The following is a 20465-nucleotide window of genomic DNA, read 5'->3' on the forward strand; positions in this document are numbered from 1 at the left end:
TTCCCCCGAAATATGAGGGATTCACCTCCAAGACATATAAAGTATCGATCATTTACTGCTGAAGTTTATATTGTCTTAATACAACTTCCTTAATTTGATAATTGTCCATATCTGTAATGACCCAAATATGGTCGTCGAATTTAATTTCATCACCGATTTGAAGCTCTTCACCGTTTTTGATTGAATCGATGTTCGTATGCTGAATCCAGCCGCCAATTGTATCTATCTCTTCACTGTCCTCAAACTCAAAACCGAAACGATCTTCCAGTTCATCGAGCAGTACACGACCATTAATCGTATATTCGTTTTCTCCTGACTTACGGATATCATCTACTTCATCCTCGTCAAATTCATCCCGAATCTCTCCAACCAGCTCTTCCAAAACGTCTTCCATCGTTAATACTCCGGCTGTACCGCCATATTCATCGATAATGACCGTCATATGCACTTTCGCCTTTTGCATTTTTAATAGTGCATCCTGGATACTAGTCACACCTAAAACAAATGGTACTTTCGTTAAAAACTGCTCGAGCTGTACTGTTCGATTTGAAACGATATAGCTAAGAAGCTTGTTTGCATTTATCACACCAATAATGCGGTCTTTATCATTATTTTCAACAATCGGATAACGTGTATAGTTATGTTCATCTAAAATTTGGATAATCTCTTCGGCGCTCATATCTTTGTCGATTGTAACTAAGTCTGTTCGAGGCACCATAATATCTTTTGCAACACGCTCATCAAAAGCAAATACATTTTCTAAATATTTCAGTTCTTGTTGGTCAATTTGTCCGCCCTGGAAACTCTGTGCCATAATGATTTTCAGTTCTTCTTCAGAATAGGCCTGCTCTTCACTTGCTGATTTAACACCAACTGCACGTAATAGTAACCGAGATGTTCCATTTAATGCCTGAATAAACGGATACATAATTTTACCGAACCAATAAAGTGGTCCTGCAAGCATTAAAGTTACTTTCTCGGAAAACTGAATCGCTAACGTTTTTGGCGCCATTTCGCCAATTACTACGTGCAAATAACTTACAATAGCTAGTGCAATTACATAAGAAGCAGCCGAAGCTACAACATCCGAAACATTTAACCAGTCAAATACAGGATATAGCAGTTCTTTTACATACGGCTTCGTAAACGCACCTAAACCGATTGCTGTAATGGTAATACCAAGCTGACAGGCAGATAAATAATAATCTAGGTCTCCTGCTACTTTTTTTGCAATGACTGCTTTCTTATTGCCTTCCAAAATCAATTGGTCAATACGGGATTTACGAATTTTAACAACAGCAAATTCAGCTGCAACGAAAAATCCAGTTAAACCTAAAAAAATAATTAATAAAATGATGTTTAATATGGTGTTTACGTCCAATTACTTCCCTCAGCGTGAGGGATTCACCTCCAAAAATAATTTAATAGTAATTCGGCCTTTCTGTTATGTACCCAACTATCCTATTGAACATGCTAACTATAATGGTGAAGTTACTAACTCTTGTAGAAGGATGTTCAAAACCATCACGTTATAGTTTATAAAAATTATATAGTTTTTTTTATCAAATCACAATTAATTGTGCCCAATAAATATAGAACTATAAAAAAAAAGCTTTCAACTTTGAATAATCAAAGCTGAAAACTTTTAATAAATTTATTCTACATCCATTGAAGATTTTAAAATTTCGCCGTTATATAATTGAACTTTTTCATATTCGTCTTTCTCCACTTGGAGAACGAATGTATGAGGGACGCCTTCATCTTCACATTTTTGTCCCACATTGTCGATCAATTGAACTGCCAAGTAATTACCATGTTTGTAAACATTATCGACTGAAGTACCACAGCTACCCGAGTAAGTAACTATAAAGACAGCCATATATTTATCCATATCAAGCGTGAAATTGTCTACATCAAAGCGAGCTTGCAAGGATTCAAACTGTCCTTGCGTATTTGCATAGGCAATATGCGGTACGAGCGTCTCGTAAATCGGTGCAATTTTTTCATCATACTTAATAATTTCAAATGGTACTGCTTGTTTTTCGGTAAATTTAACTTTTGTACTATCTCCATTACTACAACCTGCCAACAACAATAAGATTATAGCGAACAAATATTTTTTCATCATAAATTCCCTTCTCTTTTACATCTTCATAGTGAATTTTAGTTCACTTTCAAACAATTTTCAAATCTTCTACCTTACTTTAAATGATTGTCCATTCGTTAACACTTTCCCTTAGTTCAATATGTAATAAAACATATTGAACTAAATTTCTGGGCGAAAATTATGATCACTAAGGTATTTTGACTCGTATTAGGCGAATTCCTATTGGCGTTTATCCACATTTACATACATTACAAAGAATACTTAAGAAAGAAGGTATGCTTGTTGTATCAAAATCCGTTTGAACGCTTTGATGAGAGCCCTGCAGGACAACCATTTCAACAACAGTTTTTCCCAGCCCCACCCGGCCAAGGCCCGGGAGGTTTTCCAGGAGGACCAGGTGGGTTCCCTGGCGGACCAGGATTCCCTGGTGGGTTCCCAGGTGGACCAGGATTCCCTGGTGGTGGTCCTGGCGGCTTCCCTGGCAGTCCTGGTGGAGGTCCTGGTGGTAATACCCCAATGCCAATGGGTCCGCCCCCTACCTTTACTCCCCAAATGCAACAATTATCTGCTGGCCAGTCACAGCAAGGTTCCAGTGGTATAAGACGTTGTATTTACCGTAATACGTTCATTTGGCAACGAAACGGAAATAGTTTCTGGTTCTTCCCGACGTTTGTTACGAGCAATATCATTTTAGGCTTTAGATGGGGACGTTTCGGTTGGGTATACAGTTCAGTAAACCGTAACTCAATCCTGACTTTCCAATGTTTCTAACTTAAGTACAAAAGCTCTTATGCCGTAGTATTCATTACTACGCCATAAGAGCTTTTACTTATTATTGTGCTGCTTCTTTTGCAGTTTGACTTTCATGTAATTTTTTCATAGCAAAGCGTGCAATTGGCTGTGCGACTAATAACTCAATCCAAAAAGCGATCGCAAAATTTCGTGGCCAAATATGGAAAAATTTTTTGAGAGGCTCTAAACCAAATGTTTTGGTGCCTACCCATGTTCCGATAATCGTTAAACAAACCGATAAAACCGTCACGTTTAAGAGAGTATTTAATAGGACACGCGCATTGAAACCGTCTGTTTGACCAACAAATTTAGGCATAATTTTACCTACTAGAGGACCCGCTACTAAACGGACAAGCAATACAACGATAATCCACATAATCGGTAAAATTTTTAACGTACCAAAATAGACTTCCTTAGTAAAACCTCGCTCAAACCCCATAATGAGCGGGGTTGTTAAATATTTTAAATCTTTATGCAACAGAAAAAGCAATGACAACGATATATGCCATTGCTTCGCTAACCGATTAAATAAATTAAGACGTTACAGCTTCAGTTCCTGCGGTTCGCCATCATTCATTAATTTGATTGTGATTGGATCGAATTGAAGTGTCACCATATCCCCGTCTTCTGAAGTAAAAACGTCTTTAAAGAAGTTTGTAATTTTCAGCTTTAATGTATCATCTTTTACTTCGCTTAGTTTTGCTGTAATTTCTAAATATGGGGCATCAAGATCTTCCTTAGTATAGCCAAGTAAAATATGAGTGTAGGGATTTTCATTTAAATCGTACACTTTTTGGGAATCCTCTGTTGTTGTCGCATATAGTGTGAAGTCTTCATTAGTAAATGTCATGTAACGAACATAAGGGTGACGTCCGTTTAATGTAGCCATTGTTCCAATTTTATGATCTTTAATAATTGAAAGTACTTTTTCCTTTAATGTTTCCATTACGATGCCTCCCTTAATATAGTTGAATTTCTTCCTGGTTTTTTCCGTTTTTATTCATAATTCTCATTCTTGTTGGCGTAACTTGAATGAGCACAAAGTTTCCGTCCGCATGCTCTGAATATTTTTCAAGCAGCTGCTGCTTCACAACATCATTTAATGTTGTCGCTGCATTGCCTTCGATTTCTAAAAATGTTTCAAGTAAGCCATCGCTTTCATAGCCTAATAAAATATGGGTACCTCCATATTCCTTAATTTCACGCACTACATCGGAATCTTCCTTTGCCACGGTATACAGTTTTGATTCAACATAGTGAAATGTCATGTAGCGCGAATTGGGCACACCGTTATTATTTGTGGCCATAACGCCAATACTGTTTTCATTTAAAATTTGCAATGCAATTTCTTTATTACTCATATTTTCACTCCTCCGGTAAATTAAGTTCCATCATTCATGAGATGAGAAGCACGTCCAACTTGATAGAAGAATTTTGCAAAACTGCTGATGTGCTGATGTTTTTATAATTCCCCTAATAAATTTAAATAAAACAACTTTCTTCATATTCAACGTAGCGTATAGTCCTCTCGTTTTTCCTCGTTTTAAAAATGACCGTGTAAAAAACTCATCTGTTTTAATTATTTAAACTGTAAAAAATTAAAAGATATAGGGATATTTGTTTGAATATTAAAAAATTTGTAGATAAAATGAAATTGGAATAGATATCCTTTATTCTGCATGACAATGAAAAACTATATGTAAGGAGGACATTGGATGAAAAGATTTACTTGGCTTTCTCTTATTCTCACAACTCTTTTATTAGTTTTGGCTGCGTGTAGCGACGCCGAAGAGACGACAAATGAGTCAACGCAAGGCAATAGCGGCACGACAGAAGGTACAACAGAAGAAAATGCTTCCGGCAAGCTCGTCATTTACACAGGACGTGATGAAAACATGGTACAGGGTGTTATTGAAAAATTTAATGAGCGTTACCCGGATATTGAAGTGGAATATATGACAATGGGTGCCCAGCAAATTTTAGAGCGTGTCCGTGGTGAAAAAGCCAATCCACAAGGGGATTTTTGGTGGGGTGGTACACAAGCTGCGATGATGGTTGCCGCAAATGAAGATTTACTTTTACAGTGGGATCCTTCATTTATCGATGCTATTGACCCGCTTCATAAAGATGAACAAAATCGGTGGGTCGGTGAAATGCTGTTACCTGAAGTCATTATGATTAATAGTGATGTCATGTCACCAGAAGAAGGACCTCAGGATTGGGATGATTTACTTGATCCGAAGTGGAAAGATGAGATTTTAATTCGCGGTGTCCTTGCTTCAGGAACGATGCGGACAATTTATTCTTCTATGATTTTCCGTCAAGGTGCCGATGATCCGTCAAAAGGCTATGAATGGCTGAAGCAACTGGATGCGAACACGAAAGAATATACGCAGGATCCTAATGCATTGTATTTGAAACTTGCACGTCAAGAAGGTTCGATTTCATTATGGAACTTGCAGGATATTTTACTGAAAAAACATACAACGGATTACACGTTTGACTTTATTTATCCGGAAAGTGGTGCACCGATTTTAGTCGATGCAGTCGGTATTGTAAACAATGCGAAAAACGAGGAAAATGCGAAATTATTTATGGAATTCCTGTTCGATCAGGAGACAATGATTGAGCTTTCAAAAGAGTATTACCAAATCCCAACACGTACTGATATTGCAGCGGATGCTATGCCGGACTGGTATAAAGAGCTGGATTTGAAATCTTTGGAGATCGATTGGCAAGTTATGGCCGATAAAGAAGCGGAATGGATGGAATATTGGGATACAAACATTAAAGGTAAAGGTAAATAGTAGTTATAGACTGACCTCTGAATTAAGAGGTCTTTCTTTTCATAATTTGTCGGTGTGAAGGGAGTTGGATTGGATGAAAGCTGTTCATATTAACGACGTTTCAAAAAAATTCGGTGATGTCGTAAGTGTCAAAGATTTAGAGCTGGATATAAAATCGGGTGAGTTTTTTACATTTTTAGGTCCTAGTGGCTGCGGCAAGACAACTACATTACGGATGATCGCCGGATTTTACTACCCTTCTAAAGGAAAGATTTATTTTGACAATCAGGATGTCACAACATTGCAGCCTAATAAACGTAATATCGGAATGGTGTTTCAAAACTATGCACTCTTCCCGCATATGACCGTCAATGAAAATATCGCATTCGGTCTGGAAATTCGGAAATATGATAAAAAAACAATTAAAGAAAAGGTTGACCGGATACGAGAGCTCGTTCATTTAGGACCATATGGCACACGTAAGATCAATGAGTTATCAGGTGGACAACAGCAGCGTGTTGCTTTGGCACGAGCACTTGTTATTGAACCTGATATTTTGCTGCTGGATGAGCCATTATCCAATTTGGATGCAAAGCTGCGTGAGGAAACACGCATTGAAATTAAACGAATTCAGTCAGAGCTCGGTGTGACGACAATCTACGTTACCCATGACCAGACTGAAGCAATGGCAATGTCGGATCGGATTATGGTAATGGAGCATGGTGTCGTGAAACAAATTGGTACACCACAGGAAATTTACCACCGCCCAAACAACCGCTTCGTCGCTACTTTTATCGGAGAAACAAACTTGCTTACAATGAAAGTTCAATCAATTGAGGACAACATTATTACTGTTACTAATGACAATGGATTGGTATTACAGGGATTGACGGAAAACTTAGCACCTGGACTTCAAGTATCGAACGGAGATGAAATTTTTATATCAATCCGTCCTGAAGCATTTGAAAGTGGTCCTGGAGAAAACACCGTTACAGGTATCGTTGAGCTGATTGAATTTACTGGAGTCAGCGTAAATTATTTCATTAAATGGAATGATACAACATTAAAAGCAATGATAATCAGTCGGGGTACTGCAATACTGCAAGCTGGCGATATGATTGAATTACATATCCCTAAACAAAATATTTATTTTCTAGGAGAATAAGAGAGGAGGCACACAATGAGCAAAAAACCCGTTGACACATACGAAGCGAGTTGGTGGTCTCGTCTTACACAATCACGCTATTTTGTCTATATTCTCATCTCCCCGCTTTTTTTAATTTTATTTGCCTATGTCATTTATCCATTTTACTCAACATTTATTCAAAGTTTTGCAGGCGACAATCAGCTAGCAAACTATCAGAAGTTTTTCAGTTTGGAAAGTACAGCCAATTTAGAGGCACTTTGGAACAGCTTTTATATATCGATAATTAGTGTTATATGTTGTGCCGTTGTCGGGGTAATGATGGCCTTTTTACTGGAGCGCTATGATTTTCCTGGTCGTCGGCTGCTCTCCATTTTAGTACTTGTCCCGATGGCATTACCCCCGTTAGTCGGGGTGTTATCCTTTACATTTTTATATGGAGAAAGCGGCATTTTTCCGCGCTTATTTCAGCAGATGTTTCAATTGGAAGATGTACCGTTTGCATTGAAAGGGATTTGGGGCGTCATTGTTGTTCATACGTTTACGATGTATACGTACTTTTATTTAACTGCTTCTGCCGCAATTAAAGGACTTGATCCTTCTCTGGAAGAAGCCGCAACAAGCCTGGGTGCAAGTCGGATCCGTGTTTGGCGTAAGATTATTTTGCCGATGCTTACCCCTTCTTTAATCGCATCTTCCCTGCTCGTTTTTATGGTGTCGATGGCATCCTATACAGCGCCACTCATGTTCGGGGTTGAACGTACGATGACGATGCAAATATACTTATCACGGACAAACGGCAATCTGGATATGGCGGCAACACAGTCAACCATTTTATCGTTCGTATCTATCACCTTTTTACTTATTATGCGTTGGTACCAAAACCGACGTAATTATCAAAATTTAAGTAAAGGCATAAGTGTTCACCGCTCTGAAGTGAGCTCAAAGCCTCTAAAATATTTAGCGGTCGCTCTATCTTTCATTGGGACGCTAATTTTAATCTTACCGATTTTAGTGCTGATTTTAATTTCGTTTTCTAAAGATGGTGCTTGGACAATTCAAATTTTACCGACGGAATATACACTCGACCATTACAAAGCGCTCTTTACCGATGAGCGGACATGGCGTCCAATTTGGAACTCGCTGCAGATGGGCTTCATCGCAACAGTCGGCAATATTATATTCGGTGTTGCTGCAGCATATGCCATGGTCAGACTTAGTTTCAAGGGGAAAACAGCGCTCGATATTTTAATTACGATTCCGTGGGCATTGCCAGGTACAGTTGTAGCCGTTAACTTAATCGCGGCCTTCTCAACTGAAAGTGCGTTTACATTTAACCAAGTATTAATTGGTTCATTCTGGATTTTACCGCTTGCGTACTTTATCCGGCATTTGCCGCTTGTCTTCAGGTCAACATCCGCATCCCTCATGCAGCTGGACCAGTCTGTAGAAGAAGCTTCCCGGAGTTTAGGGGCATCATGGTGGTACACATTCAGAAGAATTGTCATTCCGCTAACTTTATCCGGCGTTCTTGCCGGGACATTGTTGGCTTTTGTCCAAAGTATAGGGGAATTCGTCGCATCGATTTTAATTTATAATACGTCGACGATTCCATTGTCGGTTGCAATTTTCCAAAAGTTGTATGCCTTCAAGTTTGGGACGGCGTGCGCGTATGGTGTGCTGCAGATTATTTTAATCCTGATTGTACTGATTATTTCAGAACGATTATCGAAAGGCTCTGCAGGAAGCGCAATATAGCAAAAAAAAAAGTAAAAGCATAAAAACTGCTTTTACTTTTTTCTTTATAGCTATAGCTCTTTAACCATCCAAACTTCATCATAATAGTTACCGTCAACTTTCAATGCATGTCGTTCCAATGCATATTGCTTAAATCCTAAAGATTCATAAAGTGCAATTGCCCGTTCATTCGTTGATTCCACTGTAAGATGCAGCTGTTCAAGACCCTCGTTTTCTCTTAATAGACGCAGCAACTCCTCTACCAAGGCACGTGCAACGCCCTTCTCTCTTTTTTCTGGCATAACATACATACCTACTAGAAAGCCTTTATGATTTAATTTTGCGTTTGTTTCCCTTTTAAATGTCGCAATTGCGATCAGTTGGCTCTCCTCAAATGCCCCAAGTGTAAATTTATCGGCTTGCGGGCGAAGTCGTTGTTCAATTTCCGGAACCGTATAATTATTCTCATGTTCATAAGACGAGCTAAAAAATGTTGGATAATTTAAAAGTCCATGTAATCTGACTTTATGATATTGTTCCGCATCTTTATAACCTAATATTCTAATATTCATCTTTTCACCTCTTAAATTTACGTCCCTTATTATATACCCCGTTTCTTAATCTTTTACACTATTTCGCTAGTATCGCTAATTCTATTTCGCTACGTAATAGGGCTGGCGCATCGGCATAAACCCCAAGATATTTTGCCTTTTTTTCAAATCCGACAACTAATTGAATCGTTTGCAATTGCTTCAGTTCTATTACAAAAGCAGGCTGTTCATCTGTATTACCTAATACTTTAAAATGATAGACACTCTTATCTTCTTCTATCGACTTATGAAGGTGTGCAATATTAGTCACGTCAATTTTTGTTTGTTTCAATAAACCATTGGATAGATATAGATTTCCGTTTTCAATACGAACTGGATTTAGCGTTAATGCTCGAAAATCTGCAAGTAAGAATACGAGTCCGTAAAGTGATAGAACTGTATGGCCCCAAGCTAAAATCGGTAGCCGATCATGAAAGAACCAATGAAATGCGATTCCTTCAAACAATGCCGCATGAAAAATCATTACTAAAACAGGTACATACATCGTATTTTTGTAAACAGAAAATCCGGTAGGCTGTTTTTTCTTCCAACTGCAAAACGCATAATAAAAAACTAGCATTTCTGAGCAAAGTACCCTAACGAGAATGTTATCTTTCACTTTCTCTGCTACGATTCGAGGAAACGCAAAAATAAGTTGCTCCTGCTCTAATTTAACCGCTTGAATGATGCTCGGTAAATATTTGATAAAAATAAATAAAATGAATAATTCTATAAGAACCAACCCTGCTTCTACAGCAATTGCAGAAAGTGTTAAATAACGGAAAGGCTCCATCAATCCATTAGGGATTACCAATCGAGCAAATAAAATACCGGCAGCAATAAAGACAATGAAATTTTGGACTGTCCATTTGCCTTTTTGCAGCAAAAGAAGCGCCGGTGCTACAACTGCACAGTCAATTAGCGAACCGATCACCATTCCACGCGCTTGCTCATCTGAAAGTGTGGAGACAAACGATAACTGATAAACAATCATATTACCCAGTAAAATGATACAAGCAATCAGAAGCCATTTATAATCAAATACTCTTTGGAAAACCATAGCGATCCCCTTCCTTAGATTATTGCATAAATTCCCATAAATCTGGTACTTCCATTATAATCTAATGTTACCCTTCCATCATTAAAAAACGCAGAAGTTCACATAAACTTCTGCGTTTGGATTTATTTTATTTAATCGTTATTGGTACTAACCATTCACAAGGATATCCTTCATCAGTTCCCTGTTACGCTTTTCGAACACTTCGTTATGCGAAGAAACTTTTGCATACTGATCTGCTGTCGGTTCAAGGCTTAACTTGATTGCATTAATTGCATTGACGGCATCCTGGAATGTACCTGTAATTAAATATACTTTGTTGTCGTACTTGGAAATATCGCCTACTGCATAAATACCGTCAACAGATGTCAATCCTTTTCCGTCGGTTAAATAATAATAGTCATAATCCGAATCTTTTTCCGGAGCTAGTGCCTCATCAAAAGAAAACGAAGAATCCCGGTCATAGCCATGGTTCACTAATACGTCATCTACAACTATCTTTGATGTTTCCTTTGTTACGACATTTTCCAAAATGACTTCTTCTATTTTTGTCTTCGTTTCATTCGCTACAAGTGTTTTAATTTGTGTATTTGTAATGATCGGAACGCCATTATCCTGCAAATGTCGGATTTGTGCTTCGTGTGCAGATAGCTTTTCGCCACGGTAGATGACTGTAATCTGCTTGGCGATGCCGATCAGATCCTTCGCCCAGTCAATTGCCGAGTTACCGCCGCCTGAAATTAACAGTGACTTGTCCTTAAAGCTTTGAATGCCCCGAATTGTATAATGCAGGTTCGATACTTCATACTTTTCAGCACCTTCAATATGCAATTTGATCGGACTAATAATACCGCCACCTACTGCAACTACGACCTTTTTCGAATAGTGTTTTTCGCCTGAACTTGTCTCAATCACAAATAAATCATCTTTTTTTGTAATGAAATCGACTTTCGTATTTAGACATACGGTCGGCTTAAATGTCAGTCCTTGTTTAACCAGATTTTCAATGACTTGCTGCGCAGGAGTTGCAGGCATGCCGCCAATATCCCAAATGATTTTTTCAGGATAAACATGCAGCTTACCGCCAAGCGTAGGCTGAAATTCAATGATTTTTGTTTTTAAATCTCTCAACCCTGCATAGAACGCACTGTATAATCCACTTGGACCACCGCCAATTATCGTTACATCATAAATATCGTTCATTCGAAACACTCCATTCTTTTCATTATCGGTCAATTACACTTTTCGCGAAATTGCAGCCGGATTCCATTGACTAAGTTGCAGCTAAACGAGCATTCCGGATTTCGAATGGTGTCTTCCGATTGGTACAACAGAAGGCGAATCCGAAACAGGATCTTGTGTGACCACACAGTTTAGATTAAATATATCTTTGATTAATTCACTCGTAATCACGTGTGCTGGTGTTCCCTCCGAAACAAGTCGACCTTTATGTAAAGCAAAAATATAGTCGGCATAGCGGGCGGATAAATTAATATCATGGAGTACCATTACAATTGTCGTACCATGCTTACGATTTAAATCCGTCAGCAAGTCCAAAATCTCCACTTGGTACGTAATATCCAAGTAGGTTGTCGGTTCATCTAGAAACAAAATATCGGTTTGCTGTGCAAGTGCCATGGCAATCCATACACGCTGTCTTTGCCCTCCTGACAGCTCATCGATATGACTGTCTGCAAGTTCGGTAATATTCATCATTTCCATCGCTTCCGCAACTGCATCATAATCCTCCGTTGACCAGCCCTTTAACAAGATCTGATGAGGAAATCGGCCCCGGCCAACTAAATCGGCTACCGTGATGCCTTCCGGTACGATCGGTGATTGCGGAAGAAGTCCTAAAACACGTGCAAGCTGCTTCGGCGGGATTTTGTTAATCGATTTATCATCCAATAATACTTGGCCGGAGATTGGCTTGATTAATCGTGCCATCGTTTTTAAAAGTGTTGATTTCCCACAGCCATTCGAACCGATAATAATGCTGATTTTGTTGCTAGGAATCGCTAGACTTACACCGTGTAAAATCGCTTTGTTGTCATAGCCTGCAACAAGATTTTCCGTTTGGAATGTATGTGTCGATTTCATCATAAATCTCCTTTCCGATTAATACGGATTAATAAATAAATTAAGTATGGTGCACCGATTATCCCTGTAATGACCCCTACCGGATAGCGTGTCTCAAAAGCAAACTGTCCGATAAGATCTGCTGCCAATACTAAAATGACCCCGATTAAACCCGCAGGAATAAGACCTGAAAATCCGACACCGACCAATTTTTTTGCAATGGGACCTGCCAGGAAGGAAATAAAGGCAATCGGACCCGTTGCAGCAGTCGCCAATGCAATCATGAGCACCGACGTAATAATAAGGATGACTCTCGTTTGGTTTGTGTTGACGCCTAGAGACGTTGCCGCCTGTTCACCAAGCTCCAGCATTTCCAGACGCTTCGCAAAATACATTAAAATCGGTGTGCAAATACACACGATAAGAATTAGCGGGTATAAGTTCGTTAATTTTGCACCATTTAAACTACCGCTCAGCCATCTCATTGCAGCCGGAATATCATGTGTATCCCCGATAAGCATTAAATAATTGATAAAGGCCGTCAGCATTGCCTGAATGCCGATACCGATTAAAATAAGTCGACCAATCGAAAAAGATGTGCCTTTTGCAAGCAGATAGATAAAGATAGCTGTTGCAAGCCCTCCGATTACAGCTGCGATGGATACGGCCGTATTGCTCGCATTTAATACAATGATACAAAATACAGCTGCAGCACTTGAACCTGTTGTAATTCCGATTACATTTGGATTTGCCAGCGGGTTACGCAGCATCGTCTGGAAAATATAACCCCCGACACCAAATGCAAAGCCTGCAAACAAACCGGCTACCATTCTCGGGAAACGAATTGTATTTACCGCAAAGGTTGCTCCCTTCACTTGTTCACCTAGTAAAACCTTTATAACATCCTGTACCGGATAAATTGTATTGCCAAGCATAAGCATCAAACCGCAAAGTACTAGCGAAATGATTGCCATCAAGGAAGTCATCAATATAAACCGGCGTTTTCTTTTTAATCTTGACGTTTTAATCATCTTCATCGTTTCATTCATCATATTGCACGCATTTTCGCTTTCATCGTAATTAAAATTAAAATCGGCGCACCTATAAAGGCCGTCACAATTCCAACTTCGAGCTCACTTGGACTGCCAAGAAGCCTTCCGATCACATCGGAAAAGGTTAAAATAACCGCCCCCGACAATGCTGACATTGGAATAATATAACGTAGATCAGGACCTACTACGAGACGTACGATATGTGTAGCTAATAAACCAATAAAGCCGATTGGACCTGCCAAAGCAGTCGCAGCACCACATAATAATACGCCACCTAATGCCGCTACAATTCTTACAGTACCTGTGCGAACCCCCAGCCCTGTCGCGACATCATCACCTAATGCCAACGCATTTAATGCCGGCGCTGTAAAAAAGGCAATGAATAGTCCTACCGCGATAAATGGAATAAATAAAGTTATTGTATCCCAGCTTCCTGACCCGACACTTCCTACTTGCCAAAATCTGAACTGATCCATTACATTCGTTCGCGGAATCATAATGGCAACGACCAGTGATGATAAAATAGCGCTCGTAGCTGCACCTGCCAAAACGAGCTTTAATGGTGTCGCCCCGCCTCTTCCCATTGAACCGATCCCAAATACAAAAATAGCGGTAATAAAAGCTCCCGCTATCGCAAGCCAAATATACTGATTTGCAGAACTGATATTCAAAAAAGCAATACCACAAACGACAAAAAGGGATGCCCCTGTATTTACACCTAATATACTTGGATCTGCAATAGGGTTACGTGTAACCGATTGCATAAGCGCTCCAGAAACACCTAATGCTGCGCCGCATAATAAACAGAAAATCGTTCGTACCACACGCTGTCTTACTACGTTCGCTTCATGAGACTGAGCTTCTGAATGGAATATCCCATTCAGAAGATCTGTCCAGCTAATCATCCGCGAACCAAATATAAGTGATGCAAGTATACATAGTCCGAGTAAAATCGTTAAAAGCAATAATACTTTTATAAAATTACGCGGCATCATAATTTGCTTTTTTTCTAAAACGGATGGACTTTTCATATTACTTTAACTTTTTCGCAACTTCCGAAATTAGTGATACATATTCATCAATTGTGTACTGAATTGATAATGGGTTCGGGTTTCCTGCTGCAGCAAGTGGTGTGTTGTCAGGAATAATTAAAACCGTACCATTTTTGATTGCAGGTACTTTGCCTAAAATCGGATCTGCCTGAAGTGCTTTTAATGTGTTGTCATCACCATAGGCAATCAGAATTTCAGCATCGTTTAAAGCGTCCGCATTTTCTGCACTTAACTCGATATAGAAGCTGCTTTCATCCTGAACTTGCGCTTTAATGCTTTCCGGATATTCCATACCTAGCTCTTCCAGTAATTCACCACGTGGGTCAGCTGGTGTATAAATGTAGAACTTCGATAAATCAGTCGCGTTAAACATACCGAACGCCGCTTTTTTCCCTTTGATTTCAGGGAATTCATTGGCTTTATCTTGAATTAATTTTTCTGTATCAGCGATTAATTTTTTACCTTCTTCTTCCATACCCATACCTTTTGCATTGAATAGGATTTGGTCACGCCATGTAATAACCCATGGAGTTTCCGGATATGCAACGACTGGTGCAATCTCGCTTAAAGTATCGTACTCTTCTTGTGTAAGTCCTGAATATGCCGCTAAAATAACATCCGGATTTGAATCTGAAATTGCTTCAAAATCCAGGCCATCTGTATCTTGGTAAATGTTCGGGTTCTCTTCACCAAGCTCTTTTAACTTCTCTGCTGTCCATGGAAGCATACCGCTTTCATCCTGAACACCATAGTTTGCTGCCGAGAAACCTACTGGTACTACACCTAAGGCAAGTGCCACATCATGGTTTGCCCATGCAACCGTTGCTACACGCTCCGGTTTTTCTTCAATTACTGTTTCACCTAACGCATGTTTGATTACGATTGGATATTGCGTTGCCGAATCTTCTGAATTCGAAGAGCCAGATTTTGTTTCATTGTTTTCATTTGTACTTGTTTCTTTATCCGAGCAACCCGCAACAATTAGTAGGCCCATTGCTACGAAAAGCATTGCCATTAAAGAATAGAACTTTTTCGTTTTCATCTAATTAACGCCCCTTAAACTTGAATGATAACAATTATCATTATCGCTAATTAGAATAATAATGCTATTTGATAATGATTGTCAATGAGATTATTACTTAATGCGTACTATTTTTTTATATAGGAAGCATTTTATAAGAATATAAATAAAAAAGCGGCTTCTCCATTGAGAAACACGCTGTATTTAATATGGACTATACTTATTGTCCTATCCCTTATAAAGGGTTACACGATTTTGGTCTTTCTGCATATAAGGCTTGGATTGCTCCGTTAATCATTGCAATCGCATTCCCCCCTTAATTCCCCTATTTTTTCCTTTAATAAATATTTTTTCTCTTTTATTCTTTATTTCTCTTTAAATTGACGTTAACGTAAATGGTATACTTTCGCCAATGGGGGTGCCTTATATGAAATCCATTAAAACGATCGCTAAAGAATACGCACTCACAACGAGAACGTTGCGCTACTATGAAGAACTCGGGATTTTGAAACCGACACGACCTCATAATGGAATGCGCCACTATTCCAAACGAGAGGAGGCAAAGATTAAGTTAATTATCCGCGGAAAAAAGTATGGCTTTTCTATGGAAGAAATCAAGGAAATGATTTTACTTTTTGACCTTGATCGTACTGGTATTAAACAGTTGGAGCGTACAATCGAATACGGTCAGCAAAAGTTAAGGGAAATTGATCAGAAGATTCAAGAGTTGTATGAAATCCGTCAAGATATCGAAAGGACGGAAGCTATTTTTCGGGAAAAACTAATTCTATTATTGGAGGACCAATCATGAATATTTCTAATCTGTTAGCTCGTCATGCAAGAAAGTATCCGAATCAAATTGCTGTCATTAGTCTCGGTCAGGAAACGACGTATCAACAATTGGATGAACAAGTAAATAAAATCGCCGGCTCATTGCGTGCAAGCGGAATCGTTAAAGGTGATAAAGTCGGGATTTTCATGCCGAACGTAAAAGAATTTGTCGCACTATACTTTGCCATTCAGCGTATTGGTGCAGTTGTAGTCCCGATCAATGCCAAGTTTGTCACGCGTGAAATTGAATATGTGCTCAATCATAGTGATGCAAAGGCGATCTTTGTCCATGAGCTGATTTTCGAACAGGCCGCTACGATTATGTTCAATGGTCTAAAAGTAAAAACAGGTCCTGCTGTCCATGACTGGCTAAGCTTCAATCAATTCCAGGAAGCTGCCCCTAATGAAGTTGTATGCTGTGATTTAGTGGAGGATGATAATTCAACTTTACTTTATACATCCGGTACAACCGGCAATCCTAAAGGAGTTTTATTGACAAACCGCAATGTACTTGCTGTATCGCATATGATTGCAATTGAAATGGAAGTAAAACCAGAAAGCCGAATGCTGATTATGATGCCGTTAACTCATTCTGCTCCATTGAATTTATTTTTAGTTACAGCCATTTTAGTCGGGGCAACCGCTGTACTCACACCGACGTTTACGCCTGACTTGTTAATCGATACAGTAGAAAAATACAAAACGACGCATTTCTTCGGTGCACCTGTTGCCTACCTTTTGACTGCAGGCTCACCGCGTATCGCAAATGCCGACCTATCGTCAATGAAATGGTGGGTGTACGGAGGCGCACCGCTGTCTGAAAAAGAAGTCGTATATATTCAACAGCAGTTTAATACAGACAACTTAGTATGTGTGTACGGTTTAACGGAAGCCGGTCCTAGCGGTTCGATTTTACATGCTGCTGACCACCCTCATAAAGCAGGTAGTATCGGCAAGCGAGCACCATTTGGAACAGAGCTGCGTGTTATTAACACATTAAATGAAGATGTAGTTCCTGGAGAAATTGGCGAAATCGTTTTATACGGTGAAGGTAATATGAAAGAATACTATAAAAATCCGGAAGAAACGAAAATCATTTTCGTTGATGGCTGGGTACGTTCAGGTGATTTAGCCCGAATTGATGAGGACGGGTATATATACATTGTTGACCGTAAAAAAGATGTTATTATTTCCGGCGGCGTCAATATTTATCCGAAAGAAATTGAAGATCAGCTGCTGCTGCATGACGCTATTTTTGAAGTAGCGGTGTTCGGCGTGCCGCATCCTGAATGGGGTGAAACAGTAAAAGCGGTTTACTGTGCGAAAGTCCCTGTTTCCGAGCAGAAAATTCGTGATCACTTAGAAGGTAAACTTGCCGCATTTAAAATACCGAAAATCTTTGAACAAACTGAAGCACTTCCGCGTAATGCTTCCGGGAAAATTTTAAAACAACAGCTAAGAGGTGAAGCAAATGCAAGTGTTAGCCAATAAACGTGAAAAGAGCCAGAACTTTTATGAATTTGATCAAACATTGCATCAGCTATTACAGCAAAAGCTTTCGCCTTCTTTTTACCGTTATGCAGATGAACGGCTTACTGCATTCGGTGCGCTTTGTGCCGGACCTATTGATGCCCGTGCCAAAGTGACGGACCGGGAAGGCGAACCAAGATTACGTCGCTATAATGCATACGGCGATGAAGTAAGTGAAGTCATTGTAAATGAGGGCTATAAACAAACGGTTGCCGAAACATACGCAACCGGAATTGTCGGCTATGTGCATAAAGACATTCCTGAATTAGGTCATAAAGGTAATTATGTATACAGTTTTGCGCAAGGCTATTTATTATCTCAAACAGAGCCCGGCTTTTACTGTCCTGTTACATTGACGATGGCCACTGCTTATTTATTCGAGCACTATGCATCTGAAGAGCTGAAGCAGAAGTTTATGCCACATATTTGTGCTACAGGCGATACGGAATTATTTGAAGGGGCTACGTTTTTAACGGAGCGTCAAGGGGGATCCGATGTCGGTGCGAACGTCGTGGAAGCGCGATTCGAACAAGGTAAATGGCGTCTATATGGTGAAAAGTACTTTGCATCAAATGCCGGGATGTGCGGTGTTGCGATGGTGCTTGCACGCCAGACGACCAATTCCAAAGAAGGCTCACGCGGCTTAACATTGTTTGTTGTACCATGGCGTGACGACGATGGTGAGCTTAATCACATTACAATCCGCCGTTTGAAAGATAAGCTTGGCGTAAAAGCAGTACCATCTGGAGAGGTCGAGTTTAATGGTGCAAAAGCATATGTTGTTGGCGATCCGTCCAAAGGAATCTACTATATGCTCGAAGCGCTCAACTTGTCCCGTATTTGCAATGCCGCAGCTTCTATCGGCATTATGAAACGCGCACTGGATGAAGCGGTCCATTATACAAACGGGCGTATCGCTTTTGGCCAGACTGTTGCCGAGTTTCCGATGGTGAAGCATACGTTAGGCGCATTGCACGCAAAATGGCATGCTTCACTTGTCGCGTTGTTTGATTTAGTGTCGCGCTATGATGAAGTTGTAAGCGGGAATGCTTCAGAGGAAGAACAGCAGATTGTCCGCCTGTTAATTGCGTTAGTGAAAAAGGAAACCGCAGAATGGGCAATTGAGTTCACGCATGAAGCGATCGAACTTCATGGCGGTAACGGCTATATCGAGGATTTCGTGCTCCCTCGCCTGCTTCGCGATGCTCAAGTATTGACTGTTTGGGAAGGAACAGCGAATATTTTGGCACACGAGCTTATTCGCCTCGTGCAAAAGAATGCGCATATTACGCTTCTTAATGAATTACAGCAAACGAACCATCCTTATTTACAGCAACTTGCCTCTGTCGTTGAGCAGCGTTTTGCAGTGTTTGTCACACTAGATCCGGCAATGCAAACGCTCGAAGCAAAACCGCTGATGCAACAGCTTGCTCGTCTATACGAAGCAGTTGTCGCAGTAAAGCATGCTGAATCGGCCGGTGAACGCGAGCAGATGCTGGCGGAAATTTATATCGAAGAACAATTTGATCAAAAGCCCTTTGGTGAAGTGCCGTTAGCGGTGAAAGGGTTTAAATTGTTGAATAGCGGTTATTGATTGGTTGAGTGAAACGCCTTGGTTAAGTAGTTACCGGGCGTTTTTTTGTTAGGCTGGATTATGTTCCCGGGGATTTGCACCGGGGTGCACTAGAGATTGGCCGGGTATTCTAATATAGTTACAGAAGTTCTAATATCATTTTATTTGTTCTAATAAAGTTGCGATTTTCAAATTTATTCTCCAGTTGTTCTAATAAGGAATCGGTTTGTTCTAATATCACCTCCCGACTTTCCAATATCGGGTTGAGTTTTTCTGAAATCGTGTTCAATTGTTCTATAAAAAAAAAAAGCGCGAGAAAAAAAGATTCCTTTTTTTAACTTTCTGTTGTCTAGTTACATAGTTTAATGGGTATGAGATTTTAGATAGGATATGGAGGATGGAAAATGATTCGATTATTAAAGAAAATGAACGGCGGCACACAATTTTGGCAAGCCTGGAAAGTGAATAAGCAGATTCATATATTATCCGGGACATTAGGTGAGCAAGGTAAGGAGGAGGAACTGCCGTTAGGATTTTTTCAAAGTTCTAAACGCGCCATGGAAAAACTGGCGGCAGAGAAGGTCAATCAAGGCTATGAATATGTAGATCCCGGTTCTTTAATTAAAATTGCTGTTCAATACCGTTATGAACAGGAAGAGCAGTTTGAAGAAGCGGAAGAAAGAAGCTTGTTCGTGGAGGATTTGTTAGATGATATTTTGCACGAAACTGGAAACGGCGAACTTTATGGCTCCGAAATCGGGGATGGTGCCGGCATTACGTTCTGCCTCGTTGTTGATTTAGGATTAGCACTGAGATCAATCTTAACAGTACTAACCGAACATCAAGTAATTGATGGAGCGGAAATTGCCTATTTAAATGATGAAGAGACCTATATTGGCATTTATCCCGAAGACATAGTGTTTGAGCTCGTATAAATAAAAAATAAGGGTGTGAACCATATAAAATGAGGTTAGTATAAAAAATGGACACGTCTTAAGAGACACTTTAATATTAAGATATCTAAAAAAGGACGTGGAACCGATGAAAGAAAAACAAACTCGTAAGCGATTAGACGCACAAACAAAAGAATACATTTTAAAGTCTGTTTTAGAAG

20 protein-coding genes are annotated in these 20465 nt (G+C 39.7%); 8 read left to right on the forward strand and 12 right to left on the reverse strand.

Translation table 11 applies throughout. From position 1 onward, the window contains the following. Positions 1-52: 52 nt before the first annotated feature. The gene (locus CBM15_RS17005; protein WP_087618394.1) at positions 53-1381 is read right to left on the reverse strand and encodes a hemolysin family protein; all 1329 of its coding nucleotides are present in this window, start codon (positions 1379-1381) and stop codon (positions 53-55) included. A gap of 273 nt (positions 1382-1654) precedes the next feature. Next, entirely contained in the window at positions 1655-2125 is a 471-nt protein-coding gene (locus CBM15_RS17010) for a Fe-S oxidoreductase (RefSeq protein ID WP_239534887.1), read from the reverse strand. 264 nt (positions 2126-2389) lie between these two features. Between CBM15_RS17010 and CBM15_RS17015 the strand changes: the two genes are divergently transcribed. Further along, on the forward strand, positions 2390-2878 hold the full coding sequence (locus CBM15_RS17015) for a hypothetical protein (RefSeq protein ID WP_087618396.1): 489 nt from the start codon (positions 2390-2392) through the stop codon (positions 2876-2878). Positions 2879-2939: 61 nt separating this feature from the next. Here the strand turns inward: CBM15_RS17015 and CBM15_RS17020 are convergent, their stop codons facing one another. From CBM15_RS17020 to CBM15_RS17030, 3 genes are all read right to left on the reverse strand, one after another. Continuing rightward, the gene (locus tag CBM15_RS17020) at positions 2940-3338 is read right to left on the reverse strand and encodes a DUF2798 domain-containing protein (protein WP_239534891.1); all 399 of its coding nucleotides are present in this window, start codon (positions 3336-3338) and stop codon (positions 2940-2942) included. Between the two features lie 102 nt (positions 3339-3440). Then, positions 3441-3845, reverse strand: a complete 405-nt coding sequence (locus CBM15_RS17025) for a pyridoxamine 5'-phosphate oxidase family protein (RefSeq protein ID WP_014823008.1) — start codon at positions 3843-3845, stop codon at positions 3441-3443. Between the two features lie 13 nt (positions 3846-3858). Next, positions 3859-4260, reverse strand: coding sequence for a pyridoxamine 5'-phosphate oxidase family protein (locus tag CBM15_RS17030; protein ID WP_087618398.1), 402 nt, complete (start codon positions 4258-4260; stop codon positions 3859-3861). 354 nt (positions 4261-4614) lie between these two features. On the opposite strand from CBM15_RS17030, the gene CBM15_RS17035 reads away from it, so the two are divergent. From CBM15_RS17035 to CBM15_RS17045, 3 genes are all read left to right on the forward strand, one after another. Then, positions 4615-5706 (forward strand): extracellular solute-binding protein, encoded by a 1092-nt coding sequence (locus CBM15_RS17035; RefSeq protein WP_087618399.1) that lies wholly within the window; start codon positions 4615-4617, stop codon positions 5704-5706. A gap of 73 nt (positions 5707-5779) precedes the next feature. Beyond that, a complete protein-coding gene (locus CBM15_RS17040) occupies positions 5780-6850 on the forward strand; it encodes an ABC transporter ATP-binding protein (RefSeq protein ID WP_087618400.1) in 1071 nt (356 codons plus the stop codon). A 15-nt stretch (positions 6851-6865) separates the two neighbouring features. Then, a complete protein-coding gene (locus tag CBM15_RS17045) occupies positions 6866-8587 on the forward strand; it encodes an ABC transporter permease (RefSeq protein WP_087618401.1) in 1722 nt (573 codons plus the stop codon). Between the two features lie 50 nt (positions 8588-8637). Here CBM15_RS17045 and CBM15_RS17050 read toward each other — a convergent pair whose 3' ends face one another. The 7 genes from CBM15_RS17050 to CBM15_RS17080 form a co-directional block, all read right to left on the reverse strand. Continuing rightward, a complete protein-coding gene (locus CBM15_RS17050) occupies positions 8638-9138 on the reverse strand; it encodes a GNAT family N-acetyltransferase (protein WP_087618402.1) in 501 nt (166 codons plus the stop codon). A 58-nt stretch (positions 9139-9196) separates the two neighbouring features. Continuing rightward, the gene (locus CBM15_RS17055) at positions 9197-10216 is read right to left on the reverse strand and encodes a hypothetical protein (protein WP_087618403.1); all 1020 of its coding nucleotides are present in this window, start codon (positions 10214-10216) and stop codon (positions 9197-9199) included. 147 nt (positions 10217-10363) lie between these two features. Continuing rightward, positions 10364-11416, reverse strand: a complete 1053-nt coding sequence (locus tag CBM15_RS17060) for an NAD(P)/FAD-dependent oxidoreductase (protein ID WP_087618404.1) — start codon at positions 11414-11416, stop codon at positions 10364-10366. Positions 11417-11497: 81 nt separating this feature from the next. After that, a complete protein-coding gene (locus CBM15_RS17065) occupies positions 11498-12313 on the reverse strand; it encodes an ABC transporter ATP-binding protein (protein WP_087618405.1) in 816 nt (271 codons plus the stop codon). Beyond that, a complete protein-coding gene (locus CBM15_RS17070; protein ID WP_087618406.1) occupies positions 12313-13344 on the reverse strand; it encodes a FecCD family ABC transporter permease in 1032 nt (343 codons plus the stop codon). The genes CBM15_RS17065 and CBM15_RS17070 overlap by 1 nt, the downstream gene beginning before the upstream one ends. Further along, positions 13341-14375, reverse strand: coding sequence for a FecCD family ABC transporter permease (locus CBM15_RS17075; protein ID WP_193433809.1), 1035 nt, complete (start codon positions 14373-14375; stop codon positions 13341-13343). The genes CBM15_RS17070 and CBM15_RS17075 overlap by 4 nt, the downstream gene beginning before the upstream one ends. Position 14376: 1 nt before the next feature. Further along, positions 14377-15438, reverse strand: a complete 1062-nt coding sequence (locus CBM15_RS17080; protein ID WP_087618407.1) for an iron-siderophore ABC transporter substrate-binding protein — start codon at positions 15436-15438, stop codon at positions 14377-14379. 406 nt (positions 15439-15844) lie between these two features. Between CBM15_RS17080 and CBM15_RS17085 the strand changes: the two genes are divergently transcribed. From CBM15_RS17085 to CBM15_RS17100, 4 genes are all read left to right on the forward strand, one after another. Continuing rightward, on the forward strand, positions 15845-16228 hold the full coding sequence (locus tag CBM15_RS17085; protein WP_087618408.1) for a MerR family transcriptional regulator: 384 nt from the start codon (positions 15845-15847) through the stop codon (positions 16226-16228). Next, positions 16225-17739 carry a class I adenylate-forming enzyme family protein gene (locus tag CBM15_RS17090; protein WP_087618409.1) on the forward strand — a complete coding sequence of 505 codons (1515 nt, stop codon included), beginning with the start codon at positions 16225-16227 and terminating at the stop codon, positions 17737-17739. Before CBM15_RS17085 ends, CBM15_RS17090 begins: the two co-directional genes overlap by 4 nt. After that, the gene (locus tag CBM15_RS17095; protein WP_087618410.1) at positions 17720-19372 is read left to right on the forward strand and encodes an acyl-CoA dehydrogenase family protein; all 1653 of its coding nucleotides are present in this window, start codon (positions 17720-17722) and stop codon (positions 19370-19372) included. Before CBM15_RS17090 ends, CBM15_RS17095 begins: the two co-directional genes overlap by 20 nt. A gap of 383 nt (positions 19373-19755) precedes the next feature. After that, positions 19756-20286, forward strand: coding sequence for a hypothetical protein (locus tag CBM15_RS17100; RefSeq protein ID WP_087618411.1), 531 nt, complete (start codon positions 19756-19758; stop codon positions 20284-20286). Positions 20287-20465 lie beyond the last annotated feature (179 nt).

Origin of the sequence: Solibacillus kalamii, from assembly GCF_002174535.1 — a bacterium.
Classification (GTDB): domain Bacteria; phylum Bacillota; class Bacilli; order Bacillales_A; family Planococcaceae; genus Solibacillus; species Solibacillus silvestris.